Below are 16,326 nucleotides of genomic sequence, written 5' to 3'. Positions count from 1 at the left end.
CGAGGCAGACGGCCACGGCGCCGGTCCGACACGGCCGACCATCACGGGAGGGAAGCGAAGCGGTGACTCAAGCGGACGAGCAGCCTGCGAACGGCGGCCAGGCCGGGGCGGGCGATGCCGCACGGCCGGACGGACCGCAGGCCTCGAACGAGAAGTCCGGGGGTTCCCGTCGGTGGATCGGGCTCGGGGCCGGGCCGGTGGTGTTCCTGGCCGCGCTCCTCCTGCTGCCCGACACCCTCGCTCCCGAAGGGAAGGCGACGGCGGCCATCGCGCTGCTGATGGCGATCTGGTGGATGACCGAGGCGATCCCGATCCCCGCCACGGCGCTGCTGCCCCTGGTGCTCTTCCCGGTGCTCGACGTCGCCCCGTTGGCCGACGTCGCGCCCCCGTACGCGAACGACATCATCTTCCTCTTCATGGGCGGCTTCATGCTGGCCCTGGCGATGCAGCGGTGGAACCTGCACAAGCGCATCGCGCTGCGCACGGTGCTCGCCGTCGGGACGAGCCCGAGGATGCTGGTCGCGGGATTCATGGTCGCCACCGGCTTCGTCAGCATGTGGGTGTCCAACACGGCGACGGCGGTGATGATGCTGCCGATCGGCCTCTCCGTGCTGGGACTGGTCAAGCAGCTCGGCGACGGCAAGGGCGATCCCAACTTCGGCAGCGCGCTGATGCTGGGCATCGCCTACGCGGCGTCCATCGGCTCGCTGGGCACCATCATCGGCACGCCGCCGAACACCCTGCTCGTCGGCTATCTCGCCGACAATCACGACATCAACATCGGCTTCGGGCAGTGGATGCTCTTCGGCGTTCCGATCGCCGTCGTCTTCCTGCTCCTCACGTGGCTCGTGTTGACCCGATTCGTCTACCCGCCCCGTATGAAGGAGCTGCCCGGCGGCCGGGAGCTCATCCAGGAGCAGCTCGCCAAGCTCGGCCCGCTGAGTCGAGGGGAGAAGCTGACCCTGCTGGTCTTCGTCCTGGCGGCGGTCTCCTGGATCAGCGTCCCGCTGCTCGCCGACGTCGAGGCGATCGCCACCGCACTGCCCTTCCTGGCGAACGTCAGTGACGGAGTGATCGCGATGGTCGTCGCGGTGCTCCTCTTCCTGCTGCCCGTGGAGCCGCGCAAGGGCGTCAACGTGCTCGACTGGGAGACGGCCAAGGAACTGCCGTGGGGCGTGCTGCTGCTCTTCGGCGGCGGGCTGAGCCTCTCCGGGCAGTTCACCACGACCGGCCTGAGCACCTGGATCGGCGAGCGGGTCACCGCACTCGGCGTGCTCCCGCTGGTGGTGCTCATCGCGCTGGTCGCGGTGCTGGTGCTGTTCCTGACCGAACTGACCAGCAACACCGCCACCGCCGCCACCTTCCTGCCCATCCTCGGCGGGGTCGCCCTGGGTCTCGGCCTCGATCCGATGCTGTTGGCGATCCCCGTGGCACTGGCGGCGACCTGTGCCTTCATGCTGCCGGTCGCCACCCCGCCGAACGCCATCGCGTACGGCTCCGGCTACGTGACCATCAACCAGATGGTGCGGGCAGGCGTCTGGTTGAACCTCATAGCCGTCGCCCTGATCACCATCGCGATGTACGCGCTGGCGGGCCTGGTCTTCGGGCTCACGCTCTAGCCGGAGTCGAGGTTCCGGGGCCGATCCGCACGGCGAACGTGATCTCGCGATCACGCCGTCGCCGGGGTCGGCCCCTTCTCGTCCCGGCCGTCACACCCGGCGTCGAGCCGCCGCCTCGGTCCGTGGGCCTCGGCAGTCGTGGGCCTCGGCAGTCGTGGGCCTCGGCAGTCGCGGGCGGCCCGCGACGCCCGCTCAGCGCAGCACCCGGCCGAGGAAGCCGCGAAGGTAGCCCGCCACGACGTCCAGATGGCTCTCCAACAGGAAGTGACCGCCGTCGATCAGGTGCACCTCGACGTCCGCGGCGTCGCGGGCGAAGGCGCGGGCGCCCGCCGGGCCGAAGATCTCGTCGTTGCGGCCCCAGACGGCGAGCACCGGGACCTCGCCGGTGCGTAGGAACTCGTGCAGCCGAGGGTAGAGCGGGCGGTTGTTCCGATAGTCGCGGAACAGCGCGAGCTGGATCTCGTCGTTGCCAGGGCGTGAGACGAGGGCGACGTCGTGCGCCCAGGTGTCCGGGCTGACCACGCTCGGATCGGGCACGCCGTGCAGATACTGCCAGCGGATCCCGTCGAGGCTCAGCACGGTGCGCACGGCGCGTTCGGTCTCGGGACCGGGGTCGGCCGCGTAGGCCCACACGCCGGCCCAGAACGACTCGACGAAGCCGTCCTCGTAGCCGTTGCCGTTCTGGGTCACGACGGCGGAGATCCGCTCGGGATGCCACAGGGCCAGCTGCCAGCCGATCGGCGCGCCGTAGTCCTGCACGTAGAGGGCGTAGCGGTCGAGGCCGAGCTGGTCGAGCAGGCCTGCGGTGAGCTTGGCGAGGGCGTCGAAGGTGTAGTCGAACTCGTCGACGCCCGGAGCAGCGGAGTGGCCGAAACCGAGGTGGTCCGGCGCGATGACGCGGTAGTCGTCGGCCAGCAGTGGGATCAGCTCACGGAACATGAACGAGCTGGTCGGGTAACCGTGCAGGAGCACGATCGCGGGAGCGTCGGCGGCGCCCGCCTCGCGATAGAAGATCTCGTGGCCGTCGACGACGGCGGTCCGGTACCGCACCGAGCCCATATCTAACCCCTCCAGAAGGTTTAGCTGGTTAGCTGATCGCCAGGCAAGCATGCACTCCATGACCGCCAAATGCAACCAAGGGGGTTAGCTCGCTTTCGTGTGCGCCCTTCGGTGCACCCCGCCGGGCGTCAGTGGGCTGCACACTCGCTCGTTGCGGCGATCTCGCGGAACCCGCGCCGCCGTCGCGGACGGCTCGGACGAGCCTCGGGTGGCGGCTGCCTGCATGCCGCGTCGGATCGCCGTCCGATCGAGCAGGGCGCGGGCGGCGCGTTCGGGCTCGATCGGCCCGACGGGGGCGGCCGCCGCCCGGCCCGCCCGGCCGTCCTCGTCGCCCATCGGCTCCGACGCGGCGGGCTCTGCCGCATGGATCGGGAGCGGCCCCGCTCGCCGGCCTGTCCGATGTCGCCGGCGCGTCGATGAATTCACACCCCTGCGCCGACATCGCGCTGGAGATCCGGGTAAGTTGAGTGCGGTAGGCTCAACTTATCTGACGTCGTCGTGTGTGTGAGGACGACGTCCGATGCGGCCGAGCCCGGCCTGCGGGAGTCTCGAGAGGGTCGGCGAAGCCGGGGCAGGCGGAGGCGGAGATGCCTGCGAGCTCGCTGTCCGACCGGAACGACGTGCGAAGACTGCGATGAGGTGAGGGATGGACGCTTTCAACCCGACCACGAAGGTGCAACAGGCGATCTCGTCGGCGGCACAGGCCGCCACCGTGGCGGGCAACCCGAACGTGGCGCCCGCGCACCTGCTCGGAGCGCTGCTGTCGCAGACCGACGGGGTGGCCGTCCCGCTGCTCTCGGCCGTCGGTTCCGACGTGACGACGCTGCGGGCCGGGCTCGACAAGCTCAGTGCCGCCCTGCCCTCCGCGGTGGGTGCCACGGTCAACGCCCCGCAGTTCGACGGCGAGGCACTCAAGACCATGACCCATGCGCAACGGCTGGCCACCGAGATGGGCGACGAGTACGTCTCCACCGAACACCTGCTGGTGGGGCTCGCCGTCGCAGGTGGCCGCGTCGCCGATCTGCTGCGCGAGCAGGGGGCGAGCCCCGAGGCGCTGCGCGAGGCGTTCGACCAGGTGCGGGGATCGGCGCGGATCACCACCCCAGACCCGGAGGGCACCTTCAAAGCATTGGAGAAGTACGGCGTCGACCTCACCGAGCGGGCCAGAGGCGGTGAACTCGACCCGGTCATCGGCCGCGACGCCGAGATCCGCCGTGTCGTGCAGGTGCTGTCCCGCCGGACCAAGAACAACCCGGTCCTCATCGGCGAGCCGGGTGTCGGCAAGACCGCCATCGTGGAGGGCCTCGCGCAGCGGATCGTGGCGGGCGACGTGCCGGAGTCCCTGCGCGGCAAGCGCGTCGTCAGCCTCGACCTCGGTTCGATGGTCGCGGGCGCCAAGTATCGGGGCGAATTCGAGGAACGACTCAAGGCGGTGCTCAAGGAGATCACCGACTCGGCCGGTCAGGTCGTCACCTTCATCGACGAGCTGCACACCATCGTCGGGGCGGGCGCCACCGGAGAGGGCGCCATGGATGCGGGCAACATGATCAAGCCCATGCTCGCCAGGGGCGAGCTGCGGATGGTGGGCGCCACCACGCTCGACGAGTATCGCGGTCACATCGAGTCCGACGCCGCGCTGGAACGGCGCTTCCAGCAGGTGCTTGTCGGCGAGCCGACCGAGGAGGACACGATCGCCATCCTCCGCGGCCTCAAGGAGCGCTACGAGGTCCATCACGGCGTGCGGATCACCGACGGCGCGCTCGTCGCCGCCGCGACGCTGTCCAGCCGGTACATCACCGCGCGCTTCCTCCCGGACAAGGCCATCGACCTGGTGGACGAGGCGGCGTCGCGGCTGCGCATGGAGATCGACTCGCGGCCGGTGGAGGTCGACGAGGTCGAGCGCGCGGTGCGTCGCCTGGAGATCGAGGAGATGGCGCTGGCCAAGGAGGACGACGCCGCCTCGCTGGAGCGGCTGGCCGCGCTGCGCGCCGAACTCGCGGAACGACGGGAGCTGTTGGCGGGCCTCACCGCCCGTTGGCAGAACGAGAAGGGCTCCATCGACCGGACCCGTGAGCTCAAGGAGCAGCTCGAACAGCTGCGCGGCGAGTCGGAGCGCGCGGAACGCGACGGTGACCTCGGGCGGGCCGCCGAGCTGCGCTACGGCCGGATTCCGACGCTGGAGAAGGAACTGGCCGCAGCCGCCGAGGCGGGCGCGGAATCACAGGTGATGCTGAAGGAGGAGGTCACGCCGGACGACGTCGCCGACGTGGTCAGCGCGTGGACGGGCATCCCCGCGGGCAGGCTGCTGGAAGGCGAGACCGCGAAGCTGCTCCGGATGGAGGAGATGCTCGCCGGGCGGGTCGTCGGTCAACCCGAGGCCGTCCGGGTGGTGTCGGACGCCGTCCGCCGGGCCAGGGCGGGCGTCGCCGACCCGGACCGCCCCACCGGCTCCTTTCTGTTCCTCGGCCCCACCGGCGTCGGCAAGACGGAGCTGGCCAAGGCGCTGGCCGAGTTCCTCTTCGACGACGAACGCGCCATGATCCGCATCGACATGAGCGAGTACGCCGAGAAGCACTCGGTGGCGCGGCTCGTCGGCGCACCGCCCGGATACGTCGGCTACGACCAGGGCGGCCAGCTCACCGAGTCGGTCCGCAGGCGGCCGTACTCGGTGGTGCTCCTCGACGAGGTGGAGAAGGCGCATCCCGACGTCTTCGACGTGCTGCTCCAGGTGCTCGACGACGGCAGGCTCACCGACGGCCAGGGCCGCACGGTCGACTTCCGCAACACCATCCTGGTGCTGACCTCGAACCTCGGCTCGCAGTTCATCGCCGATGCCACCCTGGACGAACGCGACCGGCGGGACGCGGTGCTCGCGGAGGTGCGCAGGCGGTTCAAGCCGGAGTTCGTGAACCGGCTCGACGACCTCGTCGTCTTCCACTCGCTGGCCACCGAGGAGCTGACCGGGATCGTCGAGATCCAGGTAGCTCGGCTGGCACGCAGGCTGGCGCAGCGCAGGCTGGAGCTGGCGGTCGACGAGGCCGCCAAGGAGTGGTTGGCGCTCAACGGCTTCGATCCGGTCTACGGCGCCCGCCCGCTGCGCAGGCTCGTCCAGTCCGCGATCGGCGATCAGCTCGCGCGGCAGCTGCTCGCGGGCGAGATCCGCGACGGGGACCGCGCGGTGGTCGAACTGGCCGAGGACGCCGACGGGCTGACGGTGCGGCGCGGGGAGCCCGCCGGCGAGTGAGGCGCGAGCATCGCGGGTGGCGCAGACCGCATCGGATATCCGGCCGGGGGCGATCGCTCCCGGCCGGGAGCGGGGGCGACGGCGGACCGTCGCGATCTCGTCCACAGCGGACGGAGCGCGGATGCTCGACGTCCGCCGTATCGGGGTGCCGCGGGCCGACCGGCGCGGCGCCCGCCGATCCGGCGTCACCGGCCGTGATCGTCATGCGGGCGGATTCCGCGTGACCACCGAACTCTAGGCCGAGAGGCGTCACTTTGAGTCAGATAGGACTTTATCGGTACCGCGATCTTCGCCAACCGCCGAGCACGTCGCTACCCTTCGCACTGTGAACGTGCCTACTTGGGTCTGGTTCACGGTGGCCGTGCTCTTCGCCGTGGGTGGTTTCGTCCTGTTGGCTGCCGATCGTGCCCAGCGCACGGCGCGCAACCGGGAGCGTCGTCGGTGGGCGGCGCTGCGTGGCTGGCAGTTCGCCGAGGTCGACCAGGTCCTGCCGACTCGGTGGGAACACGGTGCTCTCGCTCCCCACGGCAGCGGGCTCGCCAAGGACGTGGTCGCCGGTTCCACCTTCACCGCCGACGGCAGGCGTCAGGTCTACGTCTTCGATCACGAGACCGGCGGTCGGATCAGCTCGGTGCTGATCGCGGTCCGCTGTCGCCGCAAGCACGACGTCGTGGTGGAGTTGTGGCTGCCCAGCGTTCCCGTGCCGCAGGAGTCCGGACTCGACCTGCTCGGTCCGGTCGGCTCCCGCTACGCCTTCGTCACCAACCTGAACGCCGCTCGCGCCCTGATGACGCCCGACCTCGTCGAGGCCGCCGAGGAGATCGGCGAGGACGTCGTGGTGGTGTGGCTGGAGAACGAGTGGGTGGTGGCCGCCGCGCCGCCCAGCGCCGCGCCCGCCCGGCTCGAACAACTGCTGCGGGACGTCGGCGAGATCGCCGACCTGGTCGATCCCTTCGATCCCGACGCCGAGGACGTCGTGGACGACGAGATCCCGGCGTTGGAGGCCGCACCCTCGGACAAGCGCGAACAGGACGAGGTCTACCGGCCGTCGTCCTGACGGGGCGATCGGCTCGGCCGGGCCGCCGGTCGGGCGCGGAGTCGTCGGCGCGGCGGTGTCCGGGGCGACGGCCGATCACCTTCGCCGTCGACAGGCATGACGCCCTCGTGCGGACGTGAGGGAGACGGCCGCGCGGCGGGCCATCGGTCCGCGGGTACGCTGCCTGCCGACTCGCCTGCCGCCATGGGCGGGGTGGGCGTTCGACCAGGGCGCCGCGTATCCGGACGCGGATTCCGGTGACACGGTCCGTGTCGGCCGTTACCGTGCCAGACATGACGACCGCGCTCATCACCGGCCCGACCGCGGGCATCGGCCGCTCCTTCGCGCGACGGCTCGCGGCCGAGGGCCACGATCTGGTGCTGGTCGCCCGCGATGAGACCCGCCTGACCGAGCTGGCCGCCGTCCTACGGGACCGACACGGCATCACCGTGGAGGTGCTGCCCGCCGATCTGGCGAAGGACGCCGATCGGGACCGGGTGGCCGACCGCCTTCGCGCCGAGGACCGGCCGGTGGACCTCCTGGTCAACAACGCCGGATTCACCGCGTCCGAGGACTTCCTCGAGCTGGACTTCGATCGGCTGCGCGCACAGCTCGACGTGAACGTCACCGCCGTGCTCCAGTTCAGCCATGCCGCGCTGCCGCCGATGCTCGCCAGGAATCGCGGCGCGGTGATCAACGTGTCCAGTGTCGCGGGCTTCTTCCCCGGCCGCGGCTCGACCTACACCGCGAGCAAGGCGTGGGTCACGATGTTCACGGAGGGACTGGCGCGGATGACGACGGGCAGCGCGGTGCGCGTCCTCGCCCTGTGCCCCGGCTTCACCCGGACCGAGTTCCATGACCGCGCGGGCATCGACATGAGCGGTGTGCCCGCCCCGCTGTACCTGGACGCCGATCGGGTCGTCCACGACTGTCTGCGTGACCTGCGGCGCGATCGGGTGCTGTCGATCCCGGCCCTGCCGTACAAGGCCGCGGCGGCGTTGTCCGGTCTGCTGCCTCGGGCACTGGTGCGGCGACTCGCGTCCCGCGTCAACGCCCGGTCGAACTGACGGGCGAGACGGAGCGGGGGAATCGTGGAGGCGCTGGGAATCCTGGCGGTCCTGGCCTTCGGGCTGCTGATCGTCGGCACCTTACTGATCGCCCGGCATCTCCGGCGCAAGAGGCGCGCGGAGTTCCAGGCCTGGGCCGACGCGCACGGCTGGTCGTATCGGCCTCGCGACGATCGATGGGTCGGTCACTTCCAGGCACCCATGTTCCGCCGGGGTCATCGGCGGGGTGCCCAACACGTCGTGGAGGGCGCGCATCGCGGCAGACGGCTGGTGGTCTTCGAGTACTTCTACGTGGAACGACAGGGATCGGGCAAGAATCGCCGGGACACCACGTATCGCTTCGCGGTGGCCTCGGTGTTCACCCCGACGCCCCGGCCCGTGTTGGAGGTGACCCGAGAGCATCTCGGGCACCGGTTGATGAGCGTCTTCGGTGTCAAGGACCTCCAGCTGGAGAGCGAGGAGTTCAACCGCGCCTTTCGCATCGACACCGAGGACGGCCGCTTCGCCTATGACATCCTGCATCCCCGGACCATGGAGTGGATGCTCGGCGACGAACGGTTCAGATCGCTGCCCTTCCGGTTCGACGGCGGCAATCTCCTGAGCTGGCGGTCGGGCAGGCTGCGCCCGGCGGACATCGCGCCGCTGGCGACCTTCGTCGTCGACATCGTGGAGCGGGTCCCCGACTACGTCTGGCAGGACCGCGCCTGAACCGATCCGTCTCCCCACGCCGCTCCGCCGGGGGCATCGGATCGTCGCGCGCCCGGCCGTGCGTTCTCGCGTCGCCGCAGCCGTCGGTCCCCGGTCGGCCGGGCGCCCGCATGCCGAGGCCTCGGATGGTGCTCGGGCCGGATGTGCCAGTCTGGGGCCTTGTGCGAGGCGAATCGAACTCTCAGGTGACACCGTCGCAGCCGTCGGTGGACGACGCGGCCCGGCGTGAACTGGCCGCGCTGGTCTCGAGGCTGGCCGTGGTGCGCGGCCGGGTGGTGCTGTCCTCCGGTGCCGAGGCCGACTACTACATCGACCTGCGCAGGGTGACGCTGCACCACGCGGCGGCGCCGCTGCTGGGCAGGCTGCTGCGGCAGTTGACCGCCGACTGGGACTACACGGCCGTGGGCGGCCTGACGTTGGGCGCCGATCCGCTGGCGATGTCCCTGTTGCACGACGCCGCGCGGGACGACGTGGCGTTGGACGCCTTCGTGGTGCGCAAGGCGACCAAGCAGCACGGCATGCAGCGCCGGATCGAGGGTCCGGACGTCGCGGGCCGCCGAGTGCTGGCGGTGGAGGACACCTCCACCACGGGCGGCAGTGTGCTGACCGCCGTCGAGGCGCTGCGTGAGGCGGGCGCCGAGGTCGTGGGCGTCGCGACGGTCGTCGACCGGGACACCGGAGCCCGTGAGCGGGTGGAGGCCGAGGGGCTGCCGTATCGCTACCTGCTCGGCCTGCCGGATCTCGGGCTGAGCTGACCGAGGCGGGCGGAGCCGTGCGGCGCGATCCCGCCCGCCACCGACTGGTCTGCGTCCTGCCGGGTGACGCCGGTGGCGAGCGCGACGGGCTGCGGCACATGCAGCGCCGTCGCCGGGCGGCAGGTCGCCCGTGAGCCGTCTGCTCCGCGGTCTGCCCGCACACCATGATCACGACTGCGGCACCCGGCGCATCGGACATGCCGGCTTCGACGGTGTCGTCTCGGCGATCAAGGGTGACGGATTCGGCCGAACCCCGCCCGCCTGTGCGCCGGGCGCCCCGTGTGACCGGGACGCGGCGCCGTCCGGCATCCGCAGGCGGTCACCGAAGGTGAGGAGTCGAGCGATGTCGGTCATGGGAGTCGTAACGCGGCTGCGGCAGGCCCACGCCCTCACCGACGATGCCCGACGGGCGGCGGTGGTCGCCGCCGAGGTGATCATGACGGCGCAGACCTCTCTGACGCCGCCGCGGTCGGATCGGAACAGCCCTGTGTCGAGGCGGCACGACACCGCACGACTGCCGTGGGGCGGAGGTCGGCACCGCGCGCTCTTCGGACCGGCCAGACCCTCTTCGACGCCCGCTGTCGCGCCGTCGCCGGACACGGCATCGCGGGTGACACCGTATTCAGCTTGTCCGACAGGTCCACCGAGACACCTCCGCCGAAGTGCGATGGCACCGGCTCGTCCACGTAGAGGCGGATCGACCGGCGTCGGCGGAACGGCACGAGAACCGACCAACGTGAACCGGTTCGCGGGAGCAGGCCTTCCGACGACCGCGTCGCCTACCTCTGACCCGGCGAGTTCCACAACGGGAGTGCGTCTTCCGACGGGGAGCCGCCCCGTTCATTCCCGTGGTCGGACGCCCACCGAGCCCGACGAAGGACTCGTCGGCGCCGTCAGCCGCTCCCCGTCCTGATCGACGGCGGGTTCCTGTGAGGCGGTGACCCCGGCGAGCACAGCCGGTAGCCTCCAGGAGTGGACCCCGTGCTGTTGATCCTGCTGCTCGTGCTGGCCGTGGTCGTCCTCCTGGGAGTCGGCTACATCGTCAGTTACAACCGGTTCGTCGCGCAGCGCAATACCGTCGAGGAGTCCTGGCGACAGGTCGACGTCGAGTTGCAGCGGCGCTACGACCTCATCCCGAACCTGGTGGAGACGGTGCGGGCCTCCGCTCAGTTCGAGCAGAGCACCCTGCAACAGGTGATCGCGGCGCGGTCGCACGCGATGCAGGCCAGGCAGGCCCACGCGAGCGTGCACGACCAGAGTCGCGCGGAGCAGCAGCTCACCGGCGCCCTGCACGGCTTCCTCGGGCTGGCCGAGAGCTATCCACAGCTCCAGTCGAATCAGAACTTCCTGCACCTGCAGAAGCAGCTCGCCGATACCGAGGACCGGATCGCCGCAGGCCGTCGCTTCTACAACGGCAATGTGCGCGCGTTGAACACCCGTGTGCAGTCGATCCCCTCCAGCATCGTCGCGAGTATCGCGAAGATCGGCCAGGCGGAGTACTTCGAGGTCGACGATCCCTACGTGCGGGCCTCGCCGTCGTTGACCGGTGCGTTCGACTCGCTCCACCGGCCTGGGCCGCAGCAGCAGGCGCCGCAGCAGCAGTGGCAGCCCCAGGCCGGGCTGCCGCCGCATCACGGGCAGGCACCGCAGACCACCCCGCCGCCCGCGGCCGGGCTGCCGCAGGCGAACCCCGGCCCCCAGGGCTTCGGGCAGCAGGTCGCAGGCCCCCAGGGCTTCGGGCAGCCCGGCCCGCCGCGGCAACAGCAGCCGCAGCCCGGTCACCACCCGCAGCCGCCGAGCCGGCCCTGAGCACCGACCAGCCGCCGCCCGTCGAGGACGCACGGCGAGCCGAGGAGCCGGGCCCGACGGAGTGGGTCTTCGGCGAGCCGGTCGGGGTGGGGCCGTGGGAGGGCCCGATCCCGGCGGACGAACGCTATGACCCGGAGCTGCTCGCCGAGGGCGACCGGCGCAACGTGATGGACGCCTATCGGTACTGGCGGCGTGAAGCCGTGGTGGCCGACCTGGACACCCGTCGGCACGAGTTCCACGTGGCCGTCGAGAACTTCCAGCACGATCACAACATCGGCACGGTGGTGCGCACCGCCAACGCCTTCGCCGCCAAGGCCGTGCACATCGTGGGTCGCAGGCGGTGGAACCGGCGCGGCGCGATGGTGACCGACCGCTACCAGCACGTCCTGCATCAGCCGGACGTCGCCGCGCTGCTGGCATTCGCCGCCGACCAGGGACTGAGCGTCGTCGCGGTGGACAACACGGCGGGCTCGGTCCGGCTGGAGGAGACGGCGCTGCCCCGACGCTGCGTGCTCGTGTTCGGCCATGAGGGCGCCGGCGTCTCCGCCGAAGCACGTGAGGGCGCCGACCTGCTGGTCTCCATCGCCCAGTTCGGCTCGACCCGCTCGATCAACGCGGGCGTCGCGGCGGGCATCGTCATGCACGACTGGATCAGCCGCCACGCGGATCTCTCGAACGCCTGGTGACCTCCGCCGGGCTGCCGCGGCCGGCTGCTCTCCGCCGGGGCAGGCGGATCATCGGGCAGGAGCGCGCGGGCGGCGCGAACGCTACGCCCCCCGCCGGGGCTGCGGACTTCGGCGACAAGCCAGCACCATGGCGGGATGACACCCCACCCCGAGAGCGACAGACTGCCGGACCGGCCCGACCCCGGCCTCTCCGGCGCGGACAGAACCGACTCCGGTCGCACGGACTCGGGCGGCTGCCCGCGGCGCCGTGGGGATGCCGACCAGGGCGACACGGGCCGCGACGCCGCACGTCGAGACGCCGCACATCGAGATGCCACCGGCCGAGACGTCTCGGACGGTGAAGCCGCAGGTCGCGACGTCCACAGTGGTGATGCCGCCGAGCGGACCGCGGCCGTCTGGGCCGATCGGGCGGGCGCGGCGGAGCATGCGATCCGCGTCCGGCATCTGCGACCGGTCTGGGGGCTGCCCGGAGCACGCCTCGGCCGGATGCACTGGCCGCCGAGCACGATCGAGCGGCTCGGCGTCGGCTCGTGGGGCTACTGGTGGCAGGCGCACCTGCTGGACTGCGCGATCGACGCATGGCGGCGCAGCCCCTCGCCACGCCGCCGAGCGGTGATTCAGGACGTCATCCGGGCCGTCCCGCTGCGCAACGCGGGCTGGACGAACCACTACTTCGACGACATGGCATGGCTCGGACTGGCTCTGCAACGTGCGGAGGCGGCGGTGGGCATCGCCCGGCCGAGGGCGATGCGGCTGCTGCTCGACGAACTCCGCGGCGCCTGGACCGAGCACGCGGGCGGCGGCATCTGGTGGCGTCGTCCGGAGCGGCACGGCGACGACTTCAAGAACGTCCCCTCCAACGGGCCCGCCGCGATCCTGCTCGCCAGGAACGCCCGGGCGGGCGGCCCCGCATCCGACCTCGCCAGGGCGGCGGACACCGCCGAATGGATGGACCGACTGCTCGTCGACCCGGACACCGGGCTGGTCTGGGACGGGCTGCGCGTCACCGACGCACCGGGCGCCTCGGTGACCCCGGAGCCGCCGCGTGCGCCCGTCGCCCCCGGTGTCCGACTGATCGTGAAACGGATCTACACGTACTGCCAGGGCGTGCTGCTGGGCGCCTTCCTCGAACTCGGGCGGGACATCGGCGCCGAGCACTGGTGGCGCCGGGCGGCGCGCACCATCGAGGGCGTCGCCGCCCACCTGGCCGATGCCGACGGTGTGCTGCCCGGCCACGGCGGCGGAGACGGCGGCCTGTTCGGCGGCATCCTCGCCCGATATCTGGCGGTCGCCGTCACCACGCTGCCCGCCCACCACGCCGACTCGGCGCGCGTCGCCCGGCGGCTCGTGCTGGCCTCGGCGGAGGCGGCCTGGTGTAACCGGGCGGCCGCCGACGGCGGCCCGTTGTTCGGCCCGGACTGGTCGACCAAAGCAGTGGTCCCGACGGGGCCGAGCGTCTCGACGGTCTCCGCCGCCGCGGGCACCATCGGCGCCGCGCGCGGTCGAGACGGCGTTCGACGACCGGAACGAGATCTCTCCGTGCAGCTGAGCGCCTGGATGCTGCTGGAGGCGGCCTCGGTGGTGTCGCGGCACGACGTCAGCGCGGCGAGGACTGTCGACCCGACCTGACGTCGACGGGGGAGCCGGGGACGGCGTCGACTCACGGACGAAGGCCTTCTACGACATGTCCACATGGTGGACGCGGCCGGGAACAAGCTGGTCAACAGGTATGTTCAGCGCATTATGGCCGTTTCGAATCTGCGCCGTTCCCGAGTCCGGGCTCCCGAGCTGGTGGGCCGAGGCTGGCTGAACACCGGAGGCGAGTCCTACTCGATCAAGGACTTCCGTGGTCGCATCACCATCCTGGACTTCTGGACCTTCTGCTGCATCAACTGCCTGCACGTGCTCGACGAGCTGCGGCCGTTGGAGGAGGAGTTCTCCGACGTGCTGGTCACCATCGGCGTGCACTCGCCGAAGTTCGTCCACGAGGCCGACCCCGCCGCGCTGGCGGCGGCCGTGGAGCGCTACGAGGTCACGCACCCGGTGCTGGACGACCCGGAGCTGATCACCTGGCAGGCGCACGCCGTCCGGGCCTGGCCGACGCTGGTCGTCATCGACCCCGAGGGATACGTCGTGCATGTCGCGGCGGGCGAGGGCCACATCGAGGCGTTGCGCGCGGTCATCCTCGAGCTGATCGCCGAGCACGAGTCGAAGGGCACGCTGCACCGGGGAGAGGGGCCGTACGTCGCGCCCGAGCCCGCCGAGACCACCCTGCGGTTCCCGAGCAAGGCGATCGCGACGGCGGCCGGGACGCTTCTGGTCGCCGACACCCGCCACCACCGCGTGGTCGAACTGGACGCCGACGGGGAGACGGTGCTCCGCGAGATCGGCCGGGGGACGCGCGGCGACCGCGACGGCGACCCGGTCGAGGCCGAGTTCTCCGAGCCCTCCGGGCTGGCGTTGCTTCCCGAGGACGTCGCCGCCGAGGTCGGCTACCACCTCGTGGTCGCCGACACGGTCAACCACACCCTGCGCGGGGTGGACCTGGCCACCGGGCGGGTGCGGACCGTGGCGGGCACCGGGGAGCAGTGGCGCTCCGGCGTCGACGCGGGCCCCGGCACCGAGATCCCGCTGACCAGCCCGACGGACGTCGCCTGGTGGGGGCCGGCGGACGCCGTGATCATCGCGATGGCGGGCAATCACACGCTCGGTGCGTTCGATCCCCGACGCGGCACGGTCGCCCGCTTCGCGGGCACGACGGTCGAGGGCCTGTCGGACGGTCCGGCGGCGGACGCCTTCCTCGCCCAGCCCTCCGGACTGGCGGCCACCGACGACCGGCTGTGGTTCGTCGACTCGGAGACCTCGGCCCTGCGCTGGGTCGGCGTCGAGGACGGCGGGTTCGTCGTCCGGACCGCGGTGGGCACCGGGCTCTTCGACTTCGGTCATCGCGATGGACCCGCGGCACAGGCGCTGCTCCAGCATCCGCTGGGCGTGACCGCGCTGGCGGACGGCAGTCTCGCGGTGGCCGACACCTACAACGGCGCGGTGCGCCGGTACGACCCCGTGGACGACTCGGTGTCGACGCTGGTCGACGGGCTCGCCGAGCCCTCCGGTGCGGTGCTGCTCGACGGCGAGCTGGTGGTGGTCAGCTCGGCGGCGCATCGCGTCGATCGGCCCGTCCCGCCCGGCATCGCGGCCACCCTGGTCGCCGGAGCCGCCCATCAGGTGCGTCGCCCTCCGAGCGAGCTGGCCTCCGGAGCGGTGGAGCTGGCCGTGATCTTCACCCCGCCGCCCGGGCAGAAGCTCGACGAACGCTACGGGCCGTCGACCAGGGTCGAGATCACCTCGTCGCCGCCGGAACTGCTCGTGTCCGGCGCGGGGGTCGACACGTCGCTGACCAGGCAGCTCGTCATCGCCGACGACATCGAGGGCGGCGTACTGCACGTCGTGGCCCAGGCGGCGGCCTGCGACGACGACCCCGCCGTGGAACACCCGGCCTGCCGGCTCGCCCGCCAGGACTGGGGCATCCCGATCCGCGTCACGCCCACCGGGGCGGCGCGGCTCCCGCTGATGATGGGCGGGCTGGACCACGCGGGCTGACGGGCCGAGGCCGAGCGGCCGAGACAGCCGTGGCGTCGCTCGGGCGTGTGCGCTCGGCGTTCGAACGGCTACCCCTCGTGTCCGGTGTGCTGGGTCACTCGGTGTAGCGTTGCCTCCGTACCCGGCCGGGTAGTCGAACTCCACGGTGTTCAGCCGCCCGTGACGGTGAAGTCGACAAGTGAGGGACAAGTAGACTCCAGCGAGTGTCAGTAGCGAAGCTCGAAATCCAGATGCTGCACGACCGGGTGCTGGTCCGTGTCACGTCGGAGGACGGGGAACGCCGAAGCAGTGGCGGGATCGTGATTCCGGCCACCGCCCAGGTCGCGAAACGCCTGGTCTGGGGCGAGGTCGTCGGAGTCGGGAACAACGTGCGTTCGGTCAAGGCAGGCGACCGCGTGTTGTTCAGCCCCGACGAACAGTTCGAGGTCGAGATCCAGGGCCAGGCTCATCTGGTGATGCGAGAACGTGATCTGCATGCGGTCGCCCATGAGCAGGCCGAGCACGGGACCGGACTCTATCTGTGATCGTGACCCCGATGTGACGGTGGGCAGGTAGGCACTCTCTCTGCAAGCCCCACACGATCGAGCGCGAAAGATTGGGGGAGCGGTGTCGGAGCGCACTGGTCCGTCTGAACCTCGGAACACTCGGCACGGGGAGCCTGAGCACACCACCTTCCTCACCCCGAGGGAGACGAACTCGTCGGACGCCGCCGCCGCAACCTCCCCGCGGGCTGCGGCGTCTAA

12 protein-coding genes are annotated in these 16,326 nt (G+C 71.3%); 11 read left to right on the top strand and 1 reads right to left on the bottom strand.

Annotated features, from left to right (window positions below):
- The first annotated feature begins 62 nt into the window (after window positions 1-62).
- Complete coding sequence (locus AHOG_RS27410) at window positions 63-1,619, top strand: SLC13 family permease (RefSeq protein ID WP_093943883.1); 1,557 nt, start codon at window positions 63-65, stop codon at window positions 1,617-1,619.
- Window positions 1,620-1,811: 192 nt separating this feature from the next.
- Here AHOG_RS27410 and AHOG_RS27405 read toward each other — a convergent pair whose 3' ends face one another.
- Complete coding sequence (locus tag AHOG_RS27405) at window positions 1,812-2,678, bottom strand: alpha/beta fold hydrolase (protein WP_093943882.1); 867 nt, start codon at window positions 2,676-2,678, stop codon at window positions 1,812-1,814.
- Window positions 2,679-3,324: 646 nt separating this feature from the next.
- On the opposite strand from AHOG_RS27405, the gene clpB reads away from it, so the two are divergent.
- The 10 genes from clpB (at window position 3,325) to AHOG_RS27345 (ending at window position 16,107) form a co-directional block, all read left to right on the top strand.
- A complete protein-coding gene (clpB, locus tag AHOG_RS27395; protein WP_093943880.1) occupies window positions 3,325-5,922 on the top strand; it encodes an ATP-dependent chaperone ClpB in 2,598 nt (865 codons plus the stop codon).
- Between the two features lie 325 nt (window positions 5,923-6,247).
- Window positions 6,248-6,979, top strand: coding sequence for a type III secretion system chaperone family protein (locus tag AHOG_RS27390; RefSeq protein WP_245856479.1), 732 nt, complete (start codon window positions 6,248-6,250; stop codon window positions 6,977-6,979).
- Window positions 6,980-7,251: 272 nt separating this feature from the next.
- Entirely contained in the window at window positions 7,252-8,025 is a 774-nt protein-coding gene (locus AHOG_RS27385; protein WP_093943879.1) for an SDR family NAD(P)-dependent oxidoreductase, read from the top strand.
- 24 nt (window positions 8,026-8,049) lie between these two features.
- Complete coding sequence (locus AHOG_RS27380; RefSeq protein WP_093943878.1) at window positions 8,050-8,733, top strand: hypothetical protein; 684 nt, start codon at window positions 8,050-8,052, stop codon at window positions 8,731-8,733.
- A 185-nt stretch (window positions 8,734-8,918) separates the two neighbouring features.
- Window positions 8,919-9,488, top strand: coding sequence for an orotate phosphoribosyltransferase (pyrE, locus tag AHOG_RS27375; RefSeq protein WP_245856478.1), 570 nt, complete (start codon window positions 8,919-8,921; stop codon window positions 9,486-9,488).
- 972 nt (window positions 9,489-10,460) lie between these two features.
- On the top strand, window positions 10,461-11,297 hold the full coding sequence (locus AHOG_RS27365) for a LemA family protein (RefSeq protein ID WP_093943875.1): 837 nt from the start codon (window positions 10,461-10,463) through the stop codon (window positions 11,295-11,297).
- A gap of 86 nt (window positions 11,298-11,383) precedes the next feature.
- Entirely contained in the window at window positions 11,384-11,983 is a 600-nt protein-coding gene (locus AHOG_RS27360) for a TrmH family RNA methyltransferase (RefSeq protein WP_245856477.1), read from the top strand.
- A gap of 135 nt (window positions 11,984-12,118) precedes the next feature.
- A complete protein-coding gene (locus tag AHOG_RS27355; protein WP_093943874.1) occupies window positions 12,119-13,612 on the top strand; it encodes a glycoside hydrolase family 76 protein in 1,494 nt (497 codons plus the stop codon).
- A 114-nt stretch (window positions 13,613-13,726) separates the two neighbouring features.
- The gene (locus tag AHOG_RS27350; protein ID WP_093944869.1) at window positions 13,727-15,583 is read left to right on the top strand and encodes an NHL domain-containing thioredoxin family protein; all 1,857 of its coding nucleotides are present in this window, start codon (window positions 13,727-13,729) and stop codon (window positions 15,581-15,583) included.
- 230 nt (window positions 15,584-15,813) lie between these two features.
- Entirely contained in the window at window positions 15,814-16,107 is a 294-nt protein-coding gene (locus tag AHOG_RS27345) for a GroES family chaperonin (RefSeq protein WP_093943873.1), read from the top strand.
- Window positions 16,108-16,326 lie beyond the last annotated feature (219 nt).

This window comes from Actinoalloteichus hoggarensis (genome assembly GCF_002234535.1).
In the GTDB taxonomy this organism is placed as follows: domain Bacteria; phylum Actinomycetota; class Actinomycetes; order Mycobacteriales; family Pseudonocardiaceae; genus Actinoalloteichus_A; species Actinoalloteichus_A hoggarensis.
Note: the sequence above shows the minus strand (reverse complement) of the source record. Positions and strands in the feature narration are given on the sequence as shown.

Coding starts and splice junctions, on each gene's coding strand:
- AHOG_RS27350 (WP_093944869.1), top strand. CDS start 13,727: ATGGCCGTTTCGAATCTGCGCCGTTCCCGAGTCCGGGCTCCCGAGCTG.
- AHOG_RS27345 (WP_093943873.1), top strand. CDS start 15,814: ATGCTGCACGACCGGGTGCTGGTCCGTGTCACGTCGGAGGACGGGGAA.
- AHOG_RS27405 (WP_093943882.1), bottom strand. CDS start 2,678: ATGGGCTCGGTGCGGTACCGGACCGCCGTCGTCGACGGCCACGAGATC.
- clpB (WP_093943880.1), top strand. CDS start 3,325: ATGGACGCTTTCAACCCGACCACGAAGGTGCAACAGGCGATCTCGTCG.
- AHOG_RS27355 (WP_093943874.1), top strand. CDS start 12,119: ATGACACCCCACCCCGAGAGCGACAGACTGCCGGACCGGCCCGACCCC.
- AHOG_RS27385 (WP_093943879.1), top strand. CDS start 7,252: ATGACGACCGCGCTCATCACCGGCCCGACCGCGGGCATCGGCCGCTCC.